Source organism: Methanoculleus nereidis (genome assembly GCF_032944295.1).
GTDB lineage: Archaea > Halobacteriota > Methanomicrobia > Methanomicrobiales > Methanoculleaceae > Methanoculleus > Methanoculleus nereidis.
The window spans coordinates 1-23,093 of the sequence record NZ_JABFFQ010000009.1; the positions used below are offsets into that span (position 1 = coordinate 1).

21 protein-coding genes and 2 tRNA genes are annotated in these 23,093 nt (G+C 58.1%); 17 read left to right on the plus strand and 6 right to left on the minus strand.

Annotation, left to right across the window (positions count from 1 at the left end; genetic code table 11):
- Positions 1-946 precede the first annotated feature (946 nt).
- The 6 genes from HL657_RS10575 to HL657_RS10600 all read left to right on the plus strand — a co-directional run bounded on the left by HL657_RS10575 (position 947) and on the right by HL657_RS10600 (position 3,165).
- On the plus strand, positions 947-1,102 hold the full coding sequence (locus tag HL657_RS10575) for a hypothetical protein (RefSeq protein WP_317296787.1): 156 nt from the start codon (positions 947-949) through the stop codon (positions 1,100-1,102).
- Positions 1,103-1,119: 17 nt separating this feature from the next.
- Positions 1,120-1,422 (plus strand): nucleotidyltransferase family protein, encoded by a 303-nt coding sequence (locus HL657_RS10580; protein ID WP_292364110.1) that lies wholly within the window; start codon positions 1,120-1,122, stop codon positions 1,420-1,422.
- Positions 1,406-1,750, plus strand: a complete 345-nt coding sequence (locus tag HL657_RS10585; RefSeq protein WP_317296788.1) for a HepT-like ribonuclease domain-containing protein — start codon at positions 1,406-1,408, stop codon at positions 1,748-1,750. Before HL657_RS10580 ends, HL657_RS10585 begins: the two co-directional genes overlap by 17 nt.
- A gap of 466 nt (positions 1,751-2,216) precedes the next feature.
- Positions 2,217-2,444, plus strand: a complete 228-nt coding sequence (locus HL657_RS10590; RefSeq protein ID WP_317296789.1) for a hypothetical protein — start codon at positions 2,217-2,219, stop codon at positions 2,442-2,444.
- A gap of 1 nt (position 2,445) precedes the next feature.
- A complete protein-coding gene (locus HL657_RS13455; RefSeq protein ID WP_394804655.1) occupies positions 2,446-2,814 on the plus strand; it encodes a Fic family protein in 369 nt (122 codons plus the stop codon).
- 117 nt (positions 2,815-2,931) lie between these two features.
- On the plus strand, positions 2,932-3,165 hold the full coding sequence (locus tag HL657_RS10600) for an ATP-binding protein (RefSeq protein ID WP_317296791.1): 234 nt from the start codon (positions 2,932-2,934) through the stop codon (positions 3,163-3,165).
- A 70-nt stretch (positions 3,166-3,235) separates the two neighbouring features.
- Here the strand turns inward: HL657_RS10600 and HL657_RS10605 are convergent, their stop codons facing one another.
- Positions 3,236-3,406 carry a type II toxin-antitoxin system HicB family antitoxin gene (locus HL657_RS10605; RefSeq protein ID WP_394804657.1) on the minus strand — a complete coding sequence of 57 codons (171 nt, stop codon included), beginning with the start codon at positions 3,404-3,406 and terminating at the stop codon, positions 3,236-3,238.
- Between the two features lie 678 nt (positions 3,407-4,084).
- Between HL657_RS10605 and HL657_RS10610 the strand changes: the two genes are divergently transcribed.
- From HL657_RS10610 to HL657_RS10620, 3 genes are all read left to right on the plus strand, one after another.
- Positions 4,085-4,390, plus strand: a complete 306-nt coding sequence (locus HL657_RS10610; RefSeq protein ID WP_317296792.1) for a hypothetical protein — start codon at positions 4,085-4,087, stop codon at positions 4,388-4,390.
- A 221-nt stretch (positions 4,391-4,611) separates the two neighbouring features.
- Positions 4,612-8,046: a site-specific DNA-methyltransferase gene (locus HL657_RS10615; protein ID WP_317296793.1), complete on the plus strand. Its 3,435-nt coding sequence runs from the start codon at positions 4,612-4,614 to the stop codon at positions 8,044-8,046.
- Positions 8,046-11,384, plus strand: coding sequence for a DEAD/DEAH box helicase family protein (locus HL657_RS10620; protein ID WP_317296794.1), 3,339 nt, complete (start codon positions 8,046-8,048; stop codon positions 11,382-11,384). The genes HL657_RS10615 and HL657_RS10620 overlap by 1 nt, the downstream gene beginning before the upstream one ends.
- Positions 11,385-11,738: 354 nt before the next feature.
- Here HL657_RS10620 and HL657_RS10625 read toward each other — a convergent pair.
- Both HL657_RS10625 and HL657_RS10630 read right to left on the minus strand, forming a co-directional pair.
- A tRNA-Ala gene (locus HL657_RS10625) sits at positions 11,739-11,810 on the minus strand.
- Positions 11,811-11,868: 58 nt separating this feature from the next.
- Complete coding sequence (locus tag HL657_RS10630) at positions 11,869-12,996, minus strand: nicotinate phosphoribosyltransferase (RefSeq protein WP_317296795.1); 1,128 nt, start codon at positions 12,994-12,996, stop codon at positions 11,869-11,871.
- A 139-nt stretch (positions 12,997-13,135) separates the two neighbouring features.
- Here HL657_RS10630 and HL657_RS10635 point away from each other — a divergent pair, with 139 nt between their 5' ends.
- Positions 13,136-13,807, plus strand: coding sequence for an MTAP family purine nucleoside phosphorylase (locus HL657_RS10635; RefSeq protein WP_317296796.1), 672 nt, complete (start codon positions 13,136-13,138; stop codon positions 13,805-13,807).
- The gene (locus HL657_RS10640) at positions 13,804-15,111 is read left to right on the plus strand and encodes an amidohydrolase family protein (RefSeq protein WP_317296797.1); all 1,308 of its coding nucleotides are present in this window, start codon (positions 13,804-13,806) and stop codon (positions 15,109-15,111) included. The genes HL657_RS10635 and HL657_RS10640 overlap by 4 nt, the downstream gene beginning before the upstream one ends.
- Before the next feature lie 20 nt (positions 15,112-15,131).
- Here the strand turns inward: HL657_RS10640 and HL657_RS10645 are convergent, their stop codons facing one another.
- The gene (locus HL657_RS10645) at positions 15,132-16,832 is read right to left on the minus strand and encodes an AMP-binding protein (protein ID WP_317296798.1); all 1,701 of its coding nucleotides are present in this window, start codon (positions 16,830-16,832) and stop codon (positions 15,132-15,134) included.
- A 92-nt stretch (positions 16,833-16,924) separates the two neighbouring features.
- Between HL657_RS10645 and HL657_RS10650 the strand changes: the two genes are divergently transcribed.
- Positions 16,925-17,078, plus strand: a tRNA-Trp gene (locus HL657_RS10650).
- A 156-nt stretch (positions 17,079-17,234) separates the two neighbouring features.
- Here HL657_RS10650 and HL657_RS10655 read toward each other — a convergent pair.
- On the minus strand, positions 17,235-17,693 hold the full coding sequence (locus tag HL657_RS10655; RefSeq protein ID WP_317296799.1) for a DUF421 domain-containing protein: 459 nt from the start codon (positions 17,691-17,693) through the stop codon (positions 17,235-17,237).
- 241 nt (positions 17,694-17,934) lie between these two features.
- On the opposite strand from HL657_RS10655, the gene HL657_RS10660 reads away from it, so the two are divergent.
- The 5 genes from HL657_RS10660 to HL657_RS10680 all read left to right on the plus strand — a co-directional run bounded on the left by HL657_RS10660 (position 17,935) and on the right by HL657_RS10680 (position 22,766).
- Positions 17,935-19,116: a bifunctional 5,6,7,8-tetrahydromethanopterin hydro-lyase/3-hexulose-6-phosphate synthase gene (locus HL657_RS10660; RefSeq protein WP_317296800.1), complete on the plus strand. Its 1,182-nt coding sequence runs from the start codon at positions 17,935-17,937 to the stop codon at positions 19,114-19,116.
- A 102-nt stretch (positions 19,117-19,218) separates the two neighbouring features.
- Entirely contained in the window at positions 19,219-19,806 is a 588-nt protein-coding gene (locus HL657_RS10665) for a PH domain-containing protein (RefSeq protein WP_317296801.1), read from the plus strand.
- The gene (locus tag HL657_RS10670) at positions 19,803-21,341 is read left to right on the plus strand and encodes a PH domain-containing protein (RefSeq protein ID WP_317296802.1); all 1,539 of its coding nucleotides are present in this window, start codon (positions 19,803-19,805) and stop codon (positions 21,339-21,341) included. Before HL657_RS10665 ends, HL657_RS10670 begins: the two co-directional genes overlap by 4 nt.
- A gap of 110 nt (positions 21,342-21,451) precedes the next feature.
- A complete protein-coding gene (locus HL657_RS10675; protein ID WP_317296803.1) occupies positions 21,452-21,763 on the plus strand; it encodes a nucleotidyltransferase family protein in 312 nt (103 codons plus the stop codon).
- 205 nt (positions 21,764-21,968) lie between these two features.
- Complete coding sequence (locus tag HL657_RS10680) at positions 21,969-22,766, plus strand: hypothetical protein (protein WP_317296804.1); 798 nt, start codon at positions 21,969-21,971, stop codon at positions 22,764-22,766.
- Between the two features lie 83 nt (positions 22,767-22,849).
- Here the strand turns inward: HL657_RS10680 and HL657_RS10685 are convergent, their stop codons facing one another.
- Positions 22,850-23,080 carry a hypothetical protein gene (locus HL657_RS10685; protein WP_317296805.1) on the minus strand — a complete coding sequence of 77 codons (231 nt, stop codon included), beginning with the start codon at positions 23,078-23,080 and terminating at the stop codon, positions 22,850-22,852.
- Between the last annotated feature and the right edge of the window lie 13 nt (positions 23,081-23,093).

Below are 23,093 nucleotides of genomic sequence, written 5' to 3' on the forward strand. Positions count from 1 at the left end.
CTGCCGAGCGGTAGCTCTCGAGAAAACTCACAAGAATCCAGGATATCCAAGCGTTCAGGAAGGAGAAGACTCACCGGGAGCGCAGGAGGCAAGAGGAGGGGAAGAGAGGAAGTTATTCGCAATTCTCTGATGATCGAAGGGGCTCACCCTCTACCGACCGCTACATAAATTGCTGAAGACCGTGACGGGGGAATCGGGAGCCCATCCTCCCGGAGTCCTTCGATGTGGAACTCAATCGCCTCGTGCATCCGCTCTTCCACTTCCTCGCGGGTCGCTCCGGTGGCCACGCACCAACGGCGAGGTCCGGGGAGTATGCCGGGGTCTATCGTGCCTGGAACGGGGAAACCTCTGGTCCGGCTGGATGATGATCTTGACATTGGCAGCAATGGCAGCGGATTGCAGCAGAATGGCAGCAGTTGTTGCCAACAAGAGATCAGCCGGGACGGGGAGGATTCCTGAAACTAAGGCCAGGATCCTGATATGATCGATATCTGTACGTACATGTACAGCAGAATGAGAGAACAGAGAGCATGGACAATGGAACTACCGGTGATACCCGGGGTGCCTCTGTTTTCCGCACTGCTGCCAATGAACGGGAAAATTCTCCATATATGGGCGCAAACGTAGATCTGGGTCAAAATATGGCTCCACTCATTGGCAGCAGTTGCTGCCAACGTGCTGCCAACGTTCAACCCCGCCGCTCGCACCTGGCGGTGCTCAAACTCCGGTTCTCGCACCTCTGGTGCTCATGCTCCTGCCGTCCCGGCAATCGCACTCCGAACCATCGTTCACTCCACCCCACCCTGCGTTCCGTCGTGTCTTAAAAACCCACTTACATCCCGGCCCTTCTCGTAAGATCAGGCTTCCGGACGGTCTTTACCTGGGGGTTATATCTGGAAATTCCGGTGGAGAACGCTTCCCCCACCACGGCTACCCGGGAAGAAGAATGGCACACCGGTTCCTGAACAACTGTTTCTCAAAGGATGGGCATCGTCCGGGGTCTCTCGTCCCGGGAGTGCGGAGCGTTGCGTCGCAGTTGCCGGCCGGCACAACCCCGCAGCCGGCAACCCGGGGGAAAAGCGTTATCCTGATGGGCGGGTAACAGGAGTATGATACGACATGCTTACGGCTGATGGCATCCTCGGTGCGCTGGCGGAACACCGTGAACGGATCAGGAGCCTGGGCGTCCGGCGGATCGGGGTCTTCGGGTCGTTTGCCCGGGGCGAAGAGCGCGAAGAGAGCGATATCGACATCCTCATCGAGTTCAAGGAAGGAGGGCGCTCCTTTGACACGTACATGGACCTCAAGTTCTTCCTCGAAGATCTCTTCGGGAGGAGAGTCGACCTCGTCGACCGTGATGCCATAAAACCGGCTCTCGCGCCGCACATCCTCCGGAGCGTTCGGTATGTCCCGGGAATATAACCTCTATCTCCGCGATATCCTCGAGGCTATCGGAAGAATTGACCGATACACCCGGGGAATGGACTACGAGGAGTTCCTGGCCAACGACCTGGTGCAGGACGGAGTGATCCGGAACCTCATGGTCATCGGTGAGGCCGTGAAACTCATCCCCGAACCGCTGAAATGCGAACACGCCGATATTTCCTGGAGAAAGATTGCAGGAATGCGAGACATCCTCATTCACGCATACTTCGGGATCCATAACGAGATCGTATGGGACGTTATCAGGAACAAGATCCCGGAACTACAGGTTGCAGTCAGGCAGATGCTTGACGACGAGGCCGCCTGATCGCCCTCTGCCGTGGTTTTGTGCCCGAAAACGGTTTGCCCCGCCGACGTCGCCTGCCGCGACCAGATCGTCGCCCTCGTGGAGCAGATGCTCGACTTGAATAAGCGTCTCGCGGCGGCGGCCCCGCACCAACGGCGAGGTCCGGGGAGTGTGCCAAGTAGTTGCCGTCGGTCTGCTCGACGATGACAAGAAATCGATACATTATTCAATCCTTTCAGCCCTGCAGGAGCGCCGGGGGGCTGCCATCCCCGCTTGCCCCGTATGAAATACTGTATGAGGATGCTCATGTTTCTTGCGTTCCGATCCAACCTCCGGCCCGTATCGAGAGACTCGCATCCGGTTTCATACCCGCGGGCGGCGGGCTCCTTCTCTGTATGGAGGGGGAACGCTACCTGATCGAGGCCGGGGATGTGAAGGGTCTAATCTTCTCCGGCCGGCGCCGGTCGTGCGGGAGCGGTGCGATGGTGTGACCGGGTTGACGATCGAGGGACATGCGGCGATGCATCCCGCCGGAAGAGCGGTGGTGATCCGGACCCGGACGGGGGCCTGGATCGTCCCGCTTGTTTCGTTCCGGCGGGTGGCGTGCGGGGAGGCTGTCTCTGCCCCGCTCTCCCCCCTCGTGCGGGGCTGTCCAATGCGCGGTGAAGTTCGCCGGCCGATCGAGGTCCTCGCCGGCGGCGGATACATGATGTGATATGGTAGCGCGACGACTGCCGCCGCCGGAATTCCGGCAGAACGGCGGGCAGTTCGTCCAGGTTCTGTGGCGCCCGGGACGAGACCTGGTGATAGGTGCTCAAACAGGGGACCTGGCGGGGACCAAGTTGGGACTAAGTGGGGACCAAGTCGAAGTGTTGCGCACCTGTGTGGCGGAGACGTCGATCTCCGAACTTATGGACGTTGCAGGGAGGACGAACCGCACCAAGTTCAGGAACTCCGTGCTGAAACCACTGATGCAGGCGGGGTTGATCGAGATGACCATCCCCGACAGGCCCCGGAGCAGCAACCAGAAGTACCGGATCACTGAGAGGGGCCGTGCCCTGCTTGCCGGAAGGGATACGCCGTGACCGCCTGCGCTACCCGGCAACAGGCCCCGGTGCGCTACGAGATCTCGAAGGAGGTGGTGACGGAGGCGATCGTCAACGCCGTCGCCCACCGCGACTACACCGGCCAGCGTCCAGGTGATGCTCTTCTCCGACCGCCTAGAGGTCTGGAACCCGGGCGCGCTCCCGCCCGTCCCTCTCGAAAAACTCCGGCAGACTCACGGGTCGGTGCCGGCGAACCCGCTCCTCGCCGAACCGATGATGGCACGGGAGGCAATTGAACTCTACATCGAGGGCATGCTAGCAAGAGGCGAGGAAGTTCCCACCAAAGAAGGACTCCTGGAATACACCCTCACCGTCGAAGCCCATGCCTGAACTTCCGGCGCTCACGGCCCGGAAAGCCGTTAAGATTCTGGAAAAGAAGGGGTTTGGTGACAGGAGGACGTTATCCTCTACCGACCGCTACGTAAATTGCTGAAGACCGTGACGGCGGAATCGGGAGCCCATCCTCCCGGAGCCCCTCGATGTGGAACTCAATCGCCTCGTGCATCCGCTCTTCCACTTCCTCGCGAGTCGCTCCGGTGGCCACGCACCGACGGCGAGGTCCGGGGAGTATACCAGGGTCTACTGTGCCTGGAACGGGGAAACCTCTGGTCCGGCAGGATGATGATCCTGACATTGGCAGCAATGGCAGCAGATTGCAGCAGAATGGCAGCAGTTGCTGCCAACAAGAGATCGGCCGGGACGGGGAGGATTCCTGAAACGAAGGCCAGGATCCTGATATTGATCGATCTCTGTACGTACATGTACAGCAGAATGAGAGAACAGAGAGCATGGACGATGGAACTACCAGTGATACCCGGGGTGCCTCTGTTTTCCGCACTGCTGCCAATGAACGGGAAAATTCTCCATATATGGGCGCAAACGTAGATCTGGGTCAAAATATGGCTCCACTCATTGGCAGCAGTTGCTGCCAACGTGCTGCCCACGTGCTGCCAACGTTCAACCCCGCTGCTCGCACCTGGCGGTGCTCAAACTCCGGTTCTCGCACCTCTGGTGCTCCTGCTCCTGCCGTCCCGGCAGTCGCTCTCCGAACCATCGTTCACTCCACACCCCCTCCCGGCCGCAAAGGACGAGCCCAGGGCCGCGCCTCCGGCCGCTGGCCGACGTCGCGGGTGTTGCGGGGGGCAGTATCTCTGCTACGACTGTCTTACGAAGGCGCAGCCCCTCCCGGGGGTCCTGGAACGCAGCGAGGAGAATCTCTGATTTTCCGGTCCGCCGGACGTTTGAACGGGTGAAGGTGGAGATCGGCCGGTGCGACATCTGCGGGGCTGGGAAGGCGGTTTACCGCTCGCGGGAGGCGCAGGCGACGGTCTGCGAGGAACGACTTCCCCGGAGGGGAAGGAGTTCGAGCACTGAAGGTGCGAGGTGCGACGGTTCGCGGTGCGACTGGCCGAAGGGCAGGAGCGTGAGCACCGAAGGTGCGAAGAACTGGAACAGGAGCACCGAAGGTGCGGGGGTGTCACGCGATGCTGGCGCGGGAGTGGAATACGGGGGAGGGGGTGAGATGAACGAAGGTGCGTTATCGGTGGTATGTTGACATCTGTTGAGAGACGGCGACGAACGGAGATGTTACACCAAAATCGGTACGTCCCCAGGATGCACGAGGGGAGTCAAATCTATTGGAATGTTAAATCGTAAAGTATAGTTTTAGGCCGATTGAGAGTGATATCAGTATAGACCAACTGATCGACTCGTAATCCTCTGAACCAACGGGTGTAGCGCACATTTAGACAGAGTAGACACGGAACAGGATTGATCATGAGCGAAAAATATAAAAAACTGGTTGGATTGCTAAAGGAGTTGTTTCAACTCGACCAGCCTGATCTCGACTTCGGGCTCTATCGCATCATGCATGCCAGAAGCAGGGAGGTAACCCAGTTTCTCGACAAGGACCTGTTACCTCAGGTACGCGAAGCCTTCGAGCAGTACCAGCCCGCTGACAAAGCCTCGCTCCAGGCCGAGCTCGCAAGCGCAATTAAAAAGGCACAGGAGCTTGGTGCTGATCCGGAGACGATACCCAAGATCACCGGACTGCGTACTAAACTCGACAATGTTGCGGTTGACATTGACGCGCTGGAGAGCGAGGTCTACGACCACCTGTATAGTTTCTTCCGCCGCTATTATTCTGAGGGGGATTTTCTTGCCAAGCGGGTCTATAAACCCGGGGTCTACGCGATTCCCTACGAAGGCGAGGAGGTCAAGCTCCATTGGGCAAACAATGATCAATATTATATCAAAACCAGTGAGTACCTCCGCGACTATTCATTCCGCTTACGGCAGGATAGTGGCGGGGAGCCAATGCGCGTACATTTCCGCCTTGCAGATGCTACGGAGGGTGAACATGGAAATGTCAAACCTGCAGAAGGTAAGGATCGTGTCTTTATCCTATCTCCCGGAGGGGAGTCTGGTCAGGATTTCATTGCTGTGGAGAACGACGACCTAGTAATTCAATTTGAATACCGCCCGACAGAGAAATCCGACTGGCCGGAGGACGACCGAAAAAATAAGAAGAAGCCGCCAACGCAGAAAGGCCTGATCGCTATGGCAGTGAGGGATGTGCTATCGGTGGCTGATCCTGCACTTGCCCCATGGCTACGTGAGCTGGGGAAACCTCATCTGAAAAGCAATGGTGAAACGGCCGATTATTGCTGCCTTGAGGCCCACCTCTATCGATACTCCGCTCGCAATACCTTCGACTATTTTATCCATAAGGACTTGGGTAAGTTCCTGCGGAGGGAACTTGATTTTTACATTAAAAACGAAGTGATGCACTTGGATGATGTGGAGAACGAGACTGCGCTGAGGGTTGAACAATACCTCTCAAAGATAAAAGTCATCCGTAGCATTGCAGGCAAGATCATCAATTTCCTTGCTCAACTTGAGGACTTCCAGAAGATACTCTGGCTCAAGAAAAAGTTCGTTATCGAAACAAACTATTGCATCACCATCGATCAAATCCCGGAAGAGTTCTATCCTGAGATTGTCGCCAAGGATGAGCAGCGTAAAGAGTGGGTGCGGCTTTTTGCAATTGATGAAGTAGAAAATTATAGTGAGCCTTTAACACCGGAGTTTCTAAAGGCCAACGACAAACTTGTACTTGATACGAGTTTCTTTGGATCAGGTTTTACGGCACGCCTCGCCTCTAAAATCGATACACTCGAAGATAAGATCAACGGAATGCTAATTCACGGTGATAATTTCCAGGCTCTCAAACTATTGGAAAAACGTTATCATGGGAAAGTTAAGTGCATCTACATTGATCCGCCGTACAACACAGACAGCAGTAAAATTCCCTATAAAAATAATTACCGCCATTCGTCATGGATTGCCATGATGTATGATAGGTTGGCTGCGCTTCACCCAACCTTAACCCTCGATGGTGCAATATTCGTCAGTATTGACAAGACCGAGCGTACAGTTCTTGAGCATACGATGGATGAGATCTTCGGCCAAAATAACCGAGTCGAAGAACTCATCTGGGCGATGAATACGAATAACAGTCAGGCCCCCAACTACTCGACCAACCATGAATATGTACTGGTTTACGCCAAAGACAGGCGCATCGCAGAGCAGGACCGGGACATGTTCCGCGAGCCTAAACCAGGCTTTGAAGAAGTAATGGCTCTGGTTTCACGCTTAAATCCGTCATACCCTCCGGTATCAACCATAGAGGCAGAGTTGCGATCTTTATACGAAATCCATAAGATCGAGTTTCGGGAAGAGATCGAAGCGAAAGGTCTGGAATGGGATGATGAAAAGGGCAATGACCCGTGGAAAGGATTATACAATTACAATCGGGCAGAATACCGCGACGCAAACGGTGTTTTCGTTCTAGAGGCCGAAGCTCAAGATAGAGAAGCACACATCTGGGTGTGGAGAGAAGCAGATTCGTCTATGCCTGCTACAAAACAGGCATCAAGCACCCGCGATCCAGACCATCCAAACTGGCGTTTCTACAAGCCACCACACCCGGTCACAGGACAATCTTGTCCTCACCCTAAGAGTGGTTGGAAATTTGCATATAGTGATGATGAGGATTCGCCTGATAGACGTAGTTTTTTGTCTCTTGATCGAGATAATCGCATATCTTGGGGTCAAGATGAGAACAAGGTACCCCAACTTAAACGATTTCTGCACGAAGTTGAAACCAACGTCGGCAAGAGCGTCTTCACGGATTACTCTGATGGTGAAAAGCAAACATCCGCAATGTTCGGGAGATCTGGCGTTTTTCTCTCACCTAAACACGCCGATTTTGTATCACGGTTCGTCGTCCATGCCGCAAAAGAAGACAGTATCATCCTCGATTGCTTTGGTGGAACAGGGAGCACCGCGCACGCTGTAATCAAATTGAATCGCGATGACCACGGGGATAGGAAGTATGTCCTCATTGAAGTCACGGAATACTTTGACACTGTGATGAAACCCCGTGTACTGAAAGCGGTGTATTCAAGAGACTGGCGAGAGGGAAAACCAGTATCACGAGATGGCATAAGCCACTGTATTAAAATTATTCATCTCGAATCCTACGAGGACACTCTCAATAATCTAGAGTTCCGTCATACCGAGCAGCAAACCTTGCTGGACTTCACCGAAGCCCAAGGAGCTGATGGGTTTAAGGAGGAGTATTTCCTCCGCTACATGCTCGATGTAGAGACTCGTGACAGTCAATCTCTGCTCAACACTCATGCTTTCATCGACCCCATGGCCTACAAACTCAGGGTGAAGCGCCCAGGCAGCGACGAGAGCCGCGAGATGAACATCGACCTACTGGAGACCTTCAACTATCTGATCGGCCTGACTGAGCAGCATATCGCAGCACCACAGACATTCAGCGCCGAGTTCGAGCGTGATAGTGAGAATCGCCTGCGGCTCAAAGACGCCCTCAAACAGGATGAAGCAGGCCCTTGGTGGTTCCGCACTGTCACCGGCGTCATGCCTGACGGCAGAACGGCGCTTGTTATCTGGCGGAAACGTCCTGGTGGCGAGACGACCGAAGGCATCGAGCAGGACAATCTGATTCTGAACGAATGGTTCAGCACGCATGTTCGGCCTTCAAGGGAATCTACATTTGACCTCATCTACGTCAACGGCGACAACAACCTAGAGAACCTGAAGACGCAGGAAGACCTCTGGAAGGTGCGCCTTATCGAAGAAGACTTCCATCGATCCATGTTTGACACGAGGGAGTTGTGATGGCGAAAGGGCACTCTCGTACTAGAGGGGGGGCCTCAACCACAATGCGCCACCCCTCGCTTTCCTTCGATAAGAAGCTGGTGCTCAACCAGTGGGTTCTTGGGCTGTTCAGAGTCGAGAAGTTTGAGCAACTGGCCGAACACTTGCGTGACGAACGCCTCGAAGGATTGGATGAGAACAATATTCACCGCTTTCACAACGTCCTTGTTGAGCACTTTCCTGGCCTTCCAGAACTTCCGGCAGAATTACTGCTTGAGTACGACCAGAACATCGTCACACACACGCTGCGACTGAACGAGCGGCGGATCACCCGTGGAGAAGAGCCAATTGTATGGAAATACTTCCAGTACCTGACGCTCCTCTTTACGGAGATTTACCTCGACCGCTACTTCCAAGACCCGCAGGCTCTTCTCACGTCAGTCAACGAAACGATCAACAGTTATAACGAGGGCAAAGCCCGAGGCGATCAGATAGAGCCTTTCAACATCACAGCAGAAGCATGGTCGCAGCTCAACAAGGTAGCCTACTGGAGCGCCACCGGCAGCGGCAAGACGCTTCTGATGCATATCAACATCCTTCAGTACCAGTTCTATCTGCAAAAGCATGGCCGAACGCGGGATCTAAACCGCATTCTTCTCCTTACACCCAATGAAGGTCTTTCCCTCCAGCATTTAAACGAGTTTCAGGTAGCGGGCATCGATGCAGAGTTGTTTGATAAAAACAGGCGTAGTTTATTCACAGGCCAGGCCGTCAAGATCCTTGATATCCACAAGCTGAAGGATGAAATGGGCGACAAAACTGTTGCGGTGGAAGCCTTTGAAGGTAACAACCTGGTGCTGATTGATGAGGGGCATCGTGGCGCATCAAGTGGTGAAACCGGCACCTGGTTGCGTTTTAGGAATGCCTTGTGTGAGAAAGGGTTCTCCTTTGAGTACTCGGCCACATTCGGGCAGGCGGTGAAAGGTGATACCGGTCTGACCAACCTCTACGCCAGGAGCATCCTGTTTAACTACTCATATCCCTACTTCTACAGAGATGGGTTTGGAAAGGACTACCAGATCCTCAATATTGACCGTCCCAATGAAGGCGAGGCACAACGGACCCGCCAGAAAATGTACCTCGTTGGATGCCTGCTGGCTTTTTTCCAGCAACAAAAAGTGTATAGAGAGCATGAACTGATATTCAGGCCGTTTAACATCGAAAAGCCATTGTGGATCTTTGTAGGCAGTAGTGTCACCAAGGCACTTGCAGTTCGCGATGCTACAGATACTATTGAAATTCTTACTTTCCTCTCGGAGTACGTGTCAGATCGCACTGAGAGCATTCGGCAAATCAATCACATTCTGAATCAGGGATTAATCACCAGAGATGGGAAGAACCTCTTCGCTGGAAGGTTTGTTTACCTCAATATGGCGGGACTTTCCCCTGAACAGGTATACAATGAGACATTAGCGGTACTGTTCAACGCAACGGGCGGTGGCGCACTATACATTGAAAATTTGAAGGGCGTGACCGGCGAGGTTGCACTTCGTGTGGGTGAAAACGATCCCTTTGGTGTGGTCAACGTAGGTGATGACGCCAAGTTGGTCAAGCTGTGCAGCAAGCATGGTCTGAGAACTGGAGAACGCGAGTTCTCAGGTTCGCTCTTCCACGAGATCAACGAACCACACTCGACAATAAACCTGCTGATAGGTTCCAGAAAGTTCACCGAAGGATGGAACAGCTGGCGAGTGAGCACCATGGGGTTGATGCATGTGGGTGCAAAGGAGGGCGCTCAGATCATCCAGCTCTTTGGTCGTGGGGTGAGGTTGAAGGGTTTCGGAATGAGTCTCAAGCGCAGCCAAAGAATTCTGCTTCCAGATGGCATGATGCGGCCAAAAGATCTCGGCATACTGGAGACATTGAACATCTTCGGCATACAGGCCGAATACATGGAGCAGTTCCGCAAATTCCTGGAAGAAGAAGGCCTCCCCCCTAATGGCGAGCGCATTGAGTTTCAGCTTCCTGTGATCAAAAACCTTGGAACACAGAAGCTCAAAACCATTCGGATCAAGAAGACAATCGGCGGCGTGAGTACAGAGTTCGGTGACGCTTTTCGTAGATTCGGCCCGATTCCAACGCTTGCTCCGCCAGGTCAGCCCCAGGACCCCGCTACGAGGTATATCCAGAAAAATCAGATTATCCTTAATTGGTACCCCAAAGTTCAGGCGATACGGTCAAGCGGTGCGATTGGAGGTGATGACGAGGGAAGTGTGGATGTGGGACACTTATCAGCAAAACATGTTGCCTTCCTCGACTTCGACAAATTGTTCTTCGACCTAAATCGATTCAAAAATGAACGCGGCTGGCACAACCTGAGTCTTTCGAGGAAAGCAATCAAGGAATTGATGGCAGATCAGAGCTGGTATCGACTGCTGATCCCGGAGGAAGAGTTATCGTTTGATTCCTTTAAGAAAGTCAAACAATGGCAGGAGATCGCATTGGCACTCCTCAAGAAGTACACTAAGCGGTATTACCTATTCCGCAGGCATGAATGGGAATTGTCGCATCTGGAATACCAGGATCTTGCAGCAGATGATCCCAGTCTGGTCCTGCATGAAGGTTCAGAGGATGCCCACTATCGCATCCTCATTGAGACCTCACAGGAAGAGATCGTTGAAAAGGTCCGGGGACTCAAGACACTCATTGAGGGAGGGAACTTACAGCCGTGGGAGTTCCGGGGCATGAAGGCCATTTGGTTTGGGCAGCATCTCTACCAGCCGCTACTCTACTTAGATAAGAACAATCCTCTCAAGGAGATTATCGAAATCAGTCCAGTGCCGCTCAATCTTGGCGAGCGCCGGTTTATAGAGGATTTGAAGAACTTCTGCGAATCCGAAAGTAGTTTCTTTGAGCATAAAGAACTGTACCTCCTCCGGAACCTGAGTAAAGGTCGTGGTGTGGGGTTCTTTGAGGCAGGCAACTTTCACCCGGATTTCATCATGTGGGTGATAGCAAAGGGCAGGCAGCATGTGGCTTTCGTTGATCCCAAGGGTGTCCGCAATCTCAGCAAGGACGACCCGAAGATCAGATTTTTTGAAACGATCAAAGAAATCGAGCGACGCCTGGGCGATCCCGGGGTGGCGCTCGAATCGTTCATTATCTCAAATACGGCCTCACATATCCTGGAAAGACAATGGAGAATTGATAAAGCCGCTATGCAGGCGTCGCATATCCTGTTCCAGGAGGAAGATCAGGAAAGCTACATCTCGACAATGCTAACCAAAATTGTAGCAGATGATTCACCTGGAGATGTTGATATTAGCGGGCGCGTTGCCAGAAAAGATCATGATACCTAAAACGATCTGGTACTCGTGGGGAGAACTCCGGTTTTAGACCGTCAACCGGCAGACCACACTCCCGTCCGGTCATGGCGTCTGCCTTGACCCTCTCTCCCTGTTCGGGACCTCGGCCGACCATGACCGACTCGAGCCCCGGCGCGGATCCTCACAACCGAACGGAATCAAATAATCCACAACAATGTCCCGGGAGCATCGTACAGTGAGACGGCTCCACATCACCGTAACACTCACACTCAACGTCCACGACCACCCAAAAAACCGCGCCGGCAGCATCAGCCAATTCCTCAATGCACTAATAAAAGATGCAATCTCGAGAATCAACCCGCGAAAACAACATCCAAAAGAACAACATGGACCGAGCGGGAATTGAACCCGCGGCCTCTACCATGCCAAGGTAGCGATCTCCCCCTGATCTATCGGCCCCTGTTACCCTACAATGTTGATCGTGATCACATAATAAGGATTGGGGCAGGCCGGCCCCCTATTCCTCCCCGGCAAGGGCCGGGAGGCGGGAGAGCACCCGTTCCCGCGCATCCTCCATGTTCGGGCGGGCGACGACGGCACCGCGCCTGATGCAGGGGGCAAGGAGCGGTATCGCACCCTCCGGCGCAGGGGCGGCGAGGGGCAGCGTGACCCGCCCGCCGCCGGCTCCTTCATAGACCTGCTTTGCGCCGCTCCGCTTCCCGCGCTTCGCGTACGGCCGGCCGTCGACCTCGATGATGTCCATCGAGAAGTCGACCACCGGGGCGCTTGCAATCGCGCCCCCGATGCCGAAGGCGTCGGCGATGTCGCGGTAGGCGGCGACCTCCTCGCGGGTGAGCCCGCCCGAGAGCAAGATCTGGACGTCCGGGTAGCCATTGATATCGAGCTCCCAGCGCACCTCCTCGGCGATCGCCCGCATGTCCCCCCGGCGCGACCGCGGCGTATCCAGCCGGACGGCCGCCGCCCCGCACGCCGCCGCCCTGACCGCCTCGACCTTCTCGTCCGAGAAGGTGTCCGCGAGCATGACCCGGGGCACCTCCGGGCCCGCATCGCGCGCAAACGCGCACCAGGCGTCCTCCTGCCCCGGGTAACACATGATGAACGCGTGCGGCATCGTCCCCGCGAGCGGGATCCCCTCCGGCGCGCAGATGTTGCTCGCCCCGTCCGCCCCGCCGATCCAGGCCGCCCGTTCGATCATCGCGGCGATCGCCGGGTGCTGCCGGCGCGACCCGAAAGAGAAGACCGGCCGGCCTCCTGCAGCCAGTTTCATGTGGGCGGCCGCCGACGCCACGCCCGATGCGTGGCAGATGAACCCGAGGATAGCGGTCTCGTAGACCGCGAAGTCCCGGTAGCGCCCGGATACCCGGAGGACCGGCTCCTTCGGGTAGAAGATCGAGCCCTCCGGCATCGCGTCCACGTCCACCGGGAGGCCTTCGAGCAGGTTGATGACGTCGTCAAGCCCGCAGAAGACTCCCCACGGGTCCGGGAGCGCCGATGCCGTCACCTCCATCGTGACGTGTGGGTTGACGCCGTCCCGTTCCATAACCTCCACAACCCGCCGGAAGTAGATATCCGTGCACGTTCCGCTCCGGATGGCGTCCTCGCCGACCACCAGAAACCTGCCCATGATATTCTGGTGGTCGCCGGAGACGTAAATCCTTCCGCACCGGACAGATGGAGTTTTCCCGTTAGACGACGACCCGATAGACAGGAATGTTGCACGGAGAAGCGTACGCCGTAATGCCGGCCGGCCGGGGGCTGGCCTGATGCTCGGGATCATCGGGGGCACGAGCCTCCTCTTCGCCGACCTGCCGGCGCTTGAGAAACAGACCGTCGCCACCCCCTACGGGAAGGCGGAGGTGCACACCGGAGCCTTCGCGCTCCTCCTGCGCCACCAGCACAACCTCCCCCCGCACCGGATCAACTACCCCGCGTGCCTCGCCGCGCTCGCCATCCTCGGGGTGGACGAGATCGTCGCGTTCGGCTCCGCCGGCTCCCTGAAGCACGAGATCCCGCCGGGCTCGATCGTCATCCCGACCGACTACTTAAGCGTCACCGACATCCCGTCCATCCACGAGTGCACCATCGACCACGTCCGGCCCGAACTGGACGCGGACCTGGTCCGCACCCTTGCCCAACTGGTGCCGGAGGCCCGGACGGGCGGCGTCTACGCCCAGACCCGGGGACCGCGGATCGAGACCGTCGCCGAGGTGAAAGCGCTTGCAAAGGTCGCCGACATCGTCGGGATGACGGTTGCAAGCGAAGCGACGCTCGCCCTCGAGCTCGGGATGCGGTTTGCCGCCGTCTGCACCGTGGACAACTACGCGAACGGCCTCGGGGAAGAGATCCTGACCTACGAGCACATCCTCGAAACCTCCCGGGCAAACTGCCGGAGGACCGAGAAGATCCTTGAAACTATTGTGGAGCGACTTGCATGAACGAGATTTTTAGCGCCCAACGATCGGTCCTGATCGCCGGCGTCACCATCGACGGATCGACTGTGGATATCGCGATCGACGAGACCGGCCTGATCGCGAGTATTGGAGAGGACGCGAGGAAGACGATCGACGCCGATATCGTCATCGACGGCTCCGACCGGCTTGCCATGCCCGGCATGGTCAACACCCACACCCACGCCGCGATGACCCTCCTGCGGGGCTACGGGGACGACATGCTGCTGCAGGACTGGCTCTCGCAGAAGATCTGGCCGCTCGAGGCCCACCTCACCGGCGACGACGTCTACCGGGGAACAAAACTCGCGTGCCTCGAGATGATCAGGAGCGGCACCGTCGCGTTCAACGACATGTACTTCTTCATGGACCGGGCCGCAGCGGCGGTCGACGAGATGGGCATGCGGGCGACGTTCGCCTACGGGTTCATCGACCTCGGGATGGAGGAGAAGCGGGAGGCCGAGATCAAGGCGACGGAGGCCCTCACCACCCATATCAAATCGCTCAATAACCCGCGGATCCAGGCGGCCGTCGGCCCCCACTCCATCTACACCGTCTCCCAGGAGGGGCTCTCCTGGTGCGGCGAATATGCAAAAGAGCAGGATATCGGCATCCACGTCCACCTCTCCGAGACCGAGAAGGAGGTCATCGACTGCGTCGCGCAGTTCGGCAAACGCCCGGCAGTCCTCCTCGACGAATGCGGCTGCCTCACCCCCCGGACGGTCGCCGCGCACTGCTGCTGGCTCGACGAGGCCGAGTGCCGGCTCCTCGGGGAGCGCGGCGTCTCCGCCTCCCACAACCCGGCGAGCAACATGAAGCTCGCCGTCAACCGGGCGATGCCCTACCACTGGCTCAAACAGTACGGGGCGAATATCGCCCTCGGGACCGACGGCTGCGCCTCGAACAACAACCTCGACATGCTCGAGGAGATGAAGTTCGCCGCCCTCCTGCAGAAGTTCGCCTGGAACTCCCCGACCCTTCTGCCCGCCGGCGAGGCCGTCAGCATGGCGACCGCGGCAGGCGCCCGGGCGCTCGGCACCGGGCCCGGAACCCTGACCGTGGGGGCGCCGGCCGACATCGTCCTCCTCGACGCCCGGGCGGCCTGCAACACCCCGCTCTTCCACGCCGACTCGAACGCCGTCTACGCCTGCAACGGCGGCGCAGTCATGACCGTCCTCTGCGGAGGAAGGATCCTGATGCACGAGCGGGAGGTGCCGGGAGAAGAGGAGATCGTCTCCGAAGCCGCCGCCGCGGCCCGGTCGCTCGTCGACCGGGCGGAGCAGGCCTCCTGACCCTATTTTTAAAAAAGTGATTACGCCGTCTCGATATTCGACTCGCTCTCGAGCCCGAGCTCCTCGATCGCCATCTCGCGCATCTTGAACTTCATGATCTTGCCCGAGACCGTCATCGGGAAGTCGTCGACGAACTTGACGTAGCGCGGGATCTTGAAATGCGCAATCCTGCCGCGGCAGAACTCCTTCACCTCTGCCTCCGTCAGGACCGCGCCGTTGTCGGGCTTGATCCAGGCCATCAGTTCCTCGCCGTACTTCTGGTCCGGCACCCCGATCACGTAAGCGTCGGCAATCTGCGGGTGGTTGTGGAGGAACTCCTCGATCTCGCGCGGGTAGATGTTCTCCCCGCCGCGGATCACCATGTCCTTCAGGCGGCCGACGATCTTGACGTAGTCCTCCTCGTCCATCGTCCCGAGGTCGCCGGTATGGTTCCAGCCGTGCTCGTCGATCGTCGCCCGGGTGGCGTTCGGGTTGTTGTAGTAACACCGCATCACACAGTAGCCCCGGGCGCAGATCTCGCCGGTCTCCCCGCGGGGGAGGATCTTCTTCGTGTAGGGATCGATGATCTTGATCTCGGTGTGGGGGAAGGGCTTGCCTACTGTCGAGACGCGCCGTTCCAGGGGGTCGGCGGTCGTCGTCATCGTGACGCCGGGCGAGGTCTCCGTCTGCCCGTAGACGATCACGATCTCGGACATGTTCATCTTCTTGTTGACCTCCCGCATCACCTCGGTCGGGCAGGGCGACCCGGCCATGATCCCGGTGCGGAGCGTATCCAGCCGGTACTTCGGGAAGTCCGGGTGGGAGAGTTCCGCGATGAACATCGTCGGCACGCCGTGGACCGCCGTGCACCGCTCGTCCTGGATGGCCTTGAGGACCGCCTCGGGGTTGAAGACGGGCGCCGGCAGCACCATCGCAGCGCCGTGGGTGACGCTCGCCATGTTCGAGAGGACCATCCCGAAACAGTGGTAGAACGGCACCGGGATGCAGAGCCGGTCCTCGTGGGTGAACTTCATCCCTTCGCCGATGATGAAGCCGTTGTTCAGGATGTTGTGGTGCGTCAGGACGACGCCTTTCGGGAACCCGGTCGTCCCGCTGGTATACTGGATGTTGACCGCGTCGTCGAAGTCGAGCGACGCCTCCCGCTCCCGGAGTTCCTCGGGGTTGATGAGGTCGGCCTTCTCCATCAGGTCGTCCCAGGTGTACATCCCGTTGTAGGGGATATCGCCAAGGAAGACGACGTTCTTTAAGAACGGGAACTTATCGCTGTTGATCCGGCCCGGTTTCGCCTCGAACGCCTCCGGGCAGGTCTCGTAGAACATCCCGACGTAGTCGGAGGTCTTGAACCGCCCCTGGATGAGGAGCGTCTGGACCTCCGACTGCTTCATGGCGTATTCGAACTCGTAGGTCCGGTATGCCGGGTTGATGTTCACCATGATGGCGCCGATCTTTGCGGTGGCGAACTGGGTGAGCACCCACTCCGCGTAGTTCAGCGCCCATATGGCGACCCGGTCTCCGCGCTCGACGTCGAGCGCCATGAGGGCGCGTGCCAGGGTATCGACGCGCTCAAGAAATTCCGCGTACGTCCACCGGATATCCTGGTGGACGGAGACGAGCGCATCGCTATCCGGGTGCGCCGCTGCGATTCGGTTCAGCATTTCACCGATGGTGATGCCGAGCAGGGGTATCTGCGAGTTCCCACACGCGTAACTGCCCTCAACCATTCTATATAAATGGGTGCCGGTACGGTTATATGATTACTGGTTTTTTCCAGCGCAACCCTTATACTGCATGGCCGTCAAAGATATAGAGGACAGGGGTCGTGGCCTAGTCCGGAATGGCGACGGGCTCCAGCGGTCTTTGCACGTGATGAACAATGGGTCTCCTGACTAACGAATGATGACCCGTTGGAGCACTGATGCATGTTCGGAGAGACCCGTCGATCGTGAGTTCAAATCTCACCGACCCCACATTCTTATGACTTTTACCGGATACCAGAGGGTATCGACGTTCATTCCGACTTCTTCTCCTCCTCTGCGGCCGCGGCCGCCCGGTGCTGACGGCTCTCGGTGTAGGTGAGCGCCGATATGTCGCCGTCGCTCTCGATGTAGGCCACCCGCACGTTCTCAATCCCATCGATACCCCTTGCCCGGAGTGCGATGGACGGGACGCCCGGAGCTCGAGCACTCGAAGAGTGCGAGCCGCTCGATGAGGTCCTCGCGGGTCATCAGTTCCCGCCTGAGGCTCTTTCCGATGACCCTGCCGTTCTCGATCACCTTGAGCGCCTCCGGCGAGACGATGCTGCGAATCCGCCGGCTTTTGTACTGCCCGAAGGAGACGAGCACCGAGAGGCCGAGGAGCGTCGATGCGCTGACCAACCCGGCAAGGAGCGAGTCATCGCCCGCGGTGAGCGCTTCCGAGATGCTCTCGGATATGATCAGCAGGAGGATCAGGTCAAAGGGCGTCAGCTGCCCGAACTCGTGCCTGCCGATGACCCGCATGACGAGCAGGAGGAAGAAATAGATCACCGCCGCCCGGAGGACGAGTTCAACAAGCGGCGTCTGGAGGACGAAGAGTTCCGACATCGGGCGTGAGTGAACCGGGACCGGATTATACCTTCCCCCGTTTTAGAGGGGGGCCAGGGAACTGCTGCACGCACAACCCGGCAACCCGCCCCGGAGACGCGCGCATCCGACCACAGGCAGAACACGCCGTTATTCCCTGCCCCTCTCGAACCGGATGTTTCGCGCTTATTTTTATCGATCTGACCGGGAGGTCTTTAATACCTGTTTCACCAATATTTCAGCACTATCTGAGGGCACCCATATGTATCTCATCGGTGAAGCATTAGTTGGAGATGGCGCAGAACTTGCGCACATCGATCTGTTAATAGGAAACAAAGAGGGCGCGGTAGGACAGGCGTTTGCGAACTCCATCTCGCAGCTCTCGAAGGGGCACACGCCGCTCCTCGCGGTCGTCAGGCCGAACCTGCCGACGAAGCCCTCGACGCTGATCATCCCGAAGGTCACCTTAAAGAAAGAGTACCAGGTGAACCAGATGTTCGGGCCCGTCCAGGCCGCGGTGGCGAAGGCCGTCGCCGACTCGGTCGAGGAGGGCGTCTTTGAGGGGATCGACATCGAGGATACCGTCATCATGGCGAGCGTCTTCGTCCACCCCACGGCACAGGACTACAACAAGATCTACCGGTTCAACTACGGCGCGATGAAACTCGCGCTCCGCCGGGCGCTCGACCGGTTCCCCGACGTCGAGACGCTCCTGCACGAGAAGGACCGGGCGGCCCACGCGGTCATGGGATTCAAGGTCCAGCGCCTCTGGGACCCGCCGTACCTCCAGGTCGCTATGGACCTTGTCGACAGGAACCACATGCAGAAGGTCCTCGAACAACTGCCCCAGAACGACCACCTGATCATCGAGGCGGGCACACCCCTGATCAAGAAGTTCGGCCTCTCGATCATCTCCGAGATCCGCGAACGCCGCCCGAACGCGTTCATCGTCGCCGACCTCAAAACGCTCGACACGGGCAACCTCGAGGCCCGGATGACCGCCGACGCCGGCGCCGATGCCGTCGTGATCTCCGGCCTTGCGCCCATCTCCACCATCGAGAAGGCGATCGAGGACACCCGCAAGACCGGCATCTACACCGTCATCGACATGCTCAACGTCGAGAACCCCGTCGCCGTCATCGAGCAGCTGAAGGTGAAGCCTGACGTCGTGGAGCTCCACCGGGGCATCGACGTCGAGGATACCGCCTACGCCTGGGGAGACATCCCGGCGATCAAGAAGGCCGGCGGCGAGCGGCTGCTGGTCGCGACGGCAGGCGGCATCCGGCAGAACGTCGTGAAGGACGCGAGGAAGGCAGGCGCCGACATCCTGGTCGTCGGCCGGGCCATCACCGCGAGCAAGAACATCCAGCACGCGGCCGAAGAGTTCCTCGAGGAACTGAGCACCGAAGAGATCGACCAGTTCAGGATCATGACCGACTTCTGAAGTCGGCCGATATCTTTTTTTCCGCCGGAGAGTTTCCGGCGATGCGGGGACGCAAACCGTCCCGGACATAGGTTGAAGTGAGCAGAACGGCAATGGATAACCATGTCGTTTCCCGGCCCGGTGAGCGGGCAGACCCCGGCCGACGAAGGATCGCCGGAACCCGGGGCGGGTGCGGACGGTTACCGGCGGCTGAACCGGAAGTGCATGCTCTCGATGTACATCGACTACGCCGTATGGTATGCGGTTCTGCTCGTGGCCTACATCCTCACGAAGACCTACGCAGGGGGATTCCTGGGGTCCTACTACGATCTTATCGGGTACGGTTTCCTGCTCGCCCTGGGGATCGCCCTGGTCTACATAGTAGCGGCCCCGCCGGTCTTCTACGCCCGGTACCGCTACCGGATCACCGAAGACAGGGTGGACGTGCGTTGCGGAATCCTCTTCATACGCCACACCCTGGTGCCGATCGAGCGGGTGCACCAGGTGGAGATCACGAGAGGCCCGATAAACAACATCCTCGGCCTCGCGGACGTCACCATAACCACGGCAGGAGGCGAGGCGACGATCAGGTACCTGGAGGTTGACGAGGCGGAGAAGGTGGCCGACCGGCTCAACAACCTGATCGGAAGGATGCTCCGGGAGAGGATGCCAACAACCGCCATTCCCCGGCCGGGGGCTGCAGACGAATGACCGGCCGCGAGGGAGAGGGCTGCAGCAGCGATGCAGCCGGCACCGGGACGGCTGCGGATACCCCCGCCCGCCCGGGCGAGAAGATCCGGTGCCACCCGAGCATCATCGTGGAGCGTTCGCTCTCGGCAATCGTGGTGCTGGCCGTCCTCGCCACGCAACTCGGCAGGGGTGCTCTACCGGCCGTAATCGCGATCCTCTTCGTCGCGCTGGTGCTCTTCAACTACCGGCAGTGGAGCCGGACGACCATCCAGTTCAACGAACGAGATGTGGTGGTGGAGAGGAACACCCTCTTCAAGATGAAGAAGACGCTCCCCTACGCGAAAGTTGCATCGGTGAACGTAAACCGGGGAATCCTGAACAGGGTCTTCGGGACGTCGAGGCTGCTCGTCAACATCAACTCGGGCAGCGGCGCCACGGTGCCGGAAGCCGTCCTGACGTTCCGGCAGGACGTGGCGGAGGGGATACGGGCCGGGATGGAAGAGCGGCTGTACGGCCACGAAACCGTTGTGGAAGAAGAGCCGGCCGGGTCTCCGGTCGCGTTCTCCCCGGCGGACGTGATCGTCCACGGCCTCTTCAGCGTCTCGACCTACCAGACGGTCTTCGGTTTTGCGTTTCTGGCTTACTCCGTCGTTCAGTTTTACATCTCCACGATAACGGGAGCGGGAGCGGGCGGTACGGCGCTGGTCTCCCTGCTGATGTTCTTTACCATCCAGCTGGCGCCGTCGGTCTCGCTGATATTCCATTACTACAACTACCGGGTATACCGCCGGGGCGACACGATACACCTGGAGCACGGCCTGATCCGGACATATAAGACCTCGTTTGACGCCTCACGGATCAACGCCGTCCGGGTAAAGCGGACTCTTATCGCCCGGCTCCTCCACCGGTCGTGCATCGAGGCGGAGGTGGTGGGGCTCGCGTCCGGGAGCGGGGAGAGCCTCCGTCCCGTCCTCTGCCTCTTGAAGGACGATGCAACGCAGCAGAGGCTTCTCGAAGAACTGGTGCCGGAGTTCGTGGCCGAGCACGCCCGGGAGCGGCAGCCCGCGGGCGCGAGGAGCGTCCTCCTGATCCGGGCCGCGTTAGCCTCTCTCGCGCTCGCTCTGGCGACGGCCTACCCCTCTATCTACCTCTACCGCGAGACGGCGGCCCTGACCGGGGTCGCCGGCACGGTGCTGCCCTACGCGCTGCCCCTGGCAACGGCGCTCGCCATCCTCGCGATCTTCTACGCGACCTACGTCTCCTACCGGATCACGGAGTTCGGTACCGGCACCGACCTCTTCACGTTCGTGAACGGCGCCGTCGACCGCGAGACCGTCGTGATGAACTACGACAAGGTGCAGATGGTCCGGATCACAAGAGGCCCCGTCGCCCGGATCTTCGGCGTCGCCCGGGGGAAGGTGTACCTACTCTCGGCGATCGGGGGGGCGAACGTGTCGTCGGGGTATTTCTCCGGGAGCCGGCTCGGCGTCATCGGCGAGGTTGTGATGGAGCGGATCGCAAGCGGGGAGTACGATTACCGGAAGAACAGTATCTGAACGGGGTTTGCCGCCTCAGGATGAATGAGAACAGCCGGGGACCGGCCTTTGGCGGTTTATCCGAAAGGGATAATGCTCCCTCTGTAATATACCTCTCATAGAGGAGTCCGATGCACCCCATCATCCGCGAAAGGATCCCCGATCTCGCCGGCATCGCGGCACGTCACCGCGTGAAACGGCTCGGCATCTTCGGTTCGGCGGCAGGGGACCGGTTCGACCCGGCATCGAGCGACATCGATTTTGTCGTCGAGTTCGAGCCGATGACCCCGGTGGAGCATGCACGGGCGTACTTCGGTCTCGCCGACGACCTGGCCCGGGCCTTCGGCCGCAAGATCGATCTGGTTGAACTGTCCGCGGTGCGAAACCCGATCTTCCGCCAGGTGGTGGAAGAGACCTCGAGGGAGATCTATGCCGTCGCGTGAGGTGCGAATGTTTATTTCGCCCAATTCAAGAACCATGCCTCCGATAGCGTCGTGAACCGTGCTCCAGATCGTCTACCATTAACACCCATTTCAGGCCAGAAATCTCTGGAAAACTTTTAAATTTCTCTTTCCAGTGATTACGGCCTCATATAACCCCATGCTCAATTCGAAACGTTTTTGACTCCAATTACTGAATTTTGCACATATGAAACCCCCTATCGTTGATTTCGTCCTTATTGTCGCTCTGGTCCTCGTTTGCGGCTGTATCGAGACCACATCAGAAAAAACCGGAGCGGTGGCAGCCTCAACTACCCCACCGACTGAAACCCCGACACACACGACAGTGGCGACATCAACCGTGATCCGGACAGCGGCTCCCACCGCCACGCCAACCGCACAGCCAACGGCCTACGTCCCGAAGTATTCAGCGGGAAAAATACTAAGGAACGCCGACGCAACTGACATCAGGCTGATCACGAAAGTGAGTCAGGGCAGGTATTTGATGCGGACGGTCACATTCGCTGATGATGACCTGTATATAAGGAAAGATCAGTCGTACCAGGAGATGGGGAGCGGGTGCGATGCTCGGGACTTCGACAAGATGGACTTTGTATCAATGGGTCCTGTCTCAAGCGTCCCCGTGCGAGACGGAAATGGGCTCATTTACGGATATCTGGAATACGGGGATGAAATAAGTATGACGTTTGAACGTCCCTCCCCAAAGAAGCTCACCGGCGATGTGAAATTCATCCTTGAGATCTGGTACAGCGGGGATGCCCGGGTCTATGCATCGGTTGGAAGCACAACAACCACGAAAACCTATTCCATCAATGGATACAGAGAGATCAACCTCGGCGAGGACGATAGCGCGTATGTCGGCGTGAGCAAGGATGACTACGCTTCAGGGACGTTGAAAACTGTCCTAAAGGCAGACGGTGTTGTAGTAGCTGAAGGCGAGACAAACGACAAATATGGGCACGTCTCACTCTCATTCTATACCTAACTCTCTTTTAGTCCGGCAAATTCCTACAAAATTGGGCTCGGCACCACTAAAGAACAAAAATTGTGAAATCCGGTGCCCGGCCCTCACGCCCTCTCTTCCAGGTGGATCTTCAGCCCCTCGTTGTCGACCTCGGTCGCGATGGCGACCCGGAGGCCGGCCTTTTCCAAAATCGCCGTAACTTCCTCCTCCGGCCGGCCGGTGATGACCGCGATGGACGGGCCGACCGAACTCATCCCGACGAACTTGAGGCCGGCGTATCCGGTTCGATTGCACCATCGCCGGACCTCGATCGCAAGACTCGCCATAGGTGCCATCGACCGACAGACC

Coding starts and splice junctions, on each gene's coding strand:
- HL657_RS10575 (WP_317296787.1), top strand. CDS start 947: ATGGCACACCGGTTCCTGAACAACTGTTTCTCAAAGGATGGGCATCGT.
- HL657_RS10580 (WP_292364110.1), top strand. CDS start 1,120: ATGCTTACGGCTGATGGCATCCTCGGTGCGCTGGCGGAACACCGTGAA.
- HL657_RS10585 (WP_317296788.1), top strand. CDS start 1,406: ATGTCCCGGGAATATAACCTCTATCTCCGCGATATCCTCGAGGCTATC.
- HL657_RS13455 (WP_394804655.1), top strand. CDS start 2,446: ATGGTAGCGCGACGACTGCCGCCGCCGGAATTCCGGCAGAACGGCGGG.
- HL657_RS10600 (WP_317296791.1), top strand. CDS start 2,932: ATGCTCTTCTCCGACCGCCTAGAGGTCTGGAACCCGGGCGCGCTCCCG.
- HL657_RS10615 (WP_317296793.1), top strand. CDS start 4,612: ATGAGCGAAAAATATAAAAAACTGGTTGGATTGCTAAAGGAGTTGTTT.
- HL657_RS10620 (WP_317296794.1), top strand. CDS start 8,046: ATGGCGAAAGGGCACTCTCGTACTAGAGGGGGGGCCTCAACCACAATG.
- HL657_RS10630 (WP_317296795.1), bottom strand. CDS start 12,996: ATGGGCAGGTTTCTGGTGGTCGGCGAGGACGCCATCCGGAGCGGAACG.
- HL657_RS10635 (WP_317296796.1), top strand. CDS start 13,136: ATGCTCGGGATCATCGGGGGCACGAGCCTCCTCTTCGCCGACCTGCCG.
- HL657_RS10640 (WP_317296797.1), top strand. CDS start 13,804: ATGAACGAGATTTTTAGCGCCCAACGATCGGTCCTGATCGCCGGCGTC.
- HL657_RS10645 (WP_317296798.1), bottom strand. CDS start 16,832: ATGGTTGAGGGCAGTTACGCGTGTGGGAACTCGCAGATACCCCTGCTC.
- HL657_RS10655 (WP_317296799.1), bottom strand. CDS start 17,693: ATGTCGGAACTCTTCGTCCTCCAGACGCCGCTTGTTGAACTCGTCCTC.
- HL657_RS10660 (WP_317296800.1), top strand. CDS start 17,935: ATGTATCTCATCGGTGAAGCATTAGTTGGAGATGGCGCAGAACTTGCG.
- HL657_RS10665 (WP_317296801.1), top strand. CDS start 19,219: ATGTCGTTTCCCGGCCCGGTGAGCGGGCAGACCCCGGCCGACGAAGGA.
- HL657_RS10670 (WP_317296802.1), top strand. CDS start 19,803: ATGACCGGCCGCGAGGGAGAGGGCTGCAGCAGCGATGCAGCCGGCACC.
- HL657_RS10675 (WP_317296803.1), top strand. CDS start 21,452: ATGCACCCCATCATCCGCGAAAGGATCCCCGATCTCGCCGGCATCGCG.
- HL657_RS10680 (WP_317296804.1), top strand. CDS start 21,969: ATGAAACCCCCTATCGTTGATTTCGTCCTTATTGTCGCTCTGGTCCTC.
- HL657_RS10685 (WP_317296805.1), bottom strand. CDS start 23,080: ATGGCACCTATGGCGAGTCTTGCGATCGAGGTCCGGCGATGGTGCAAT.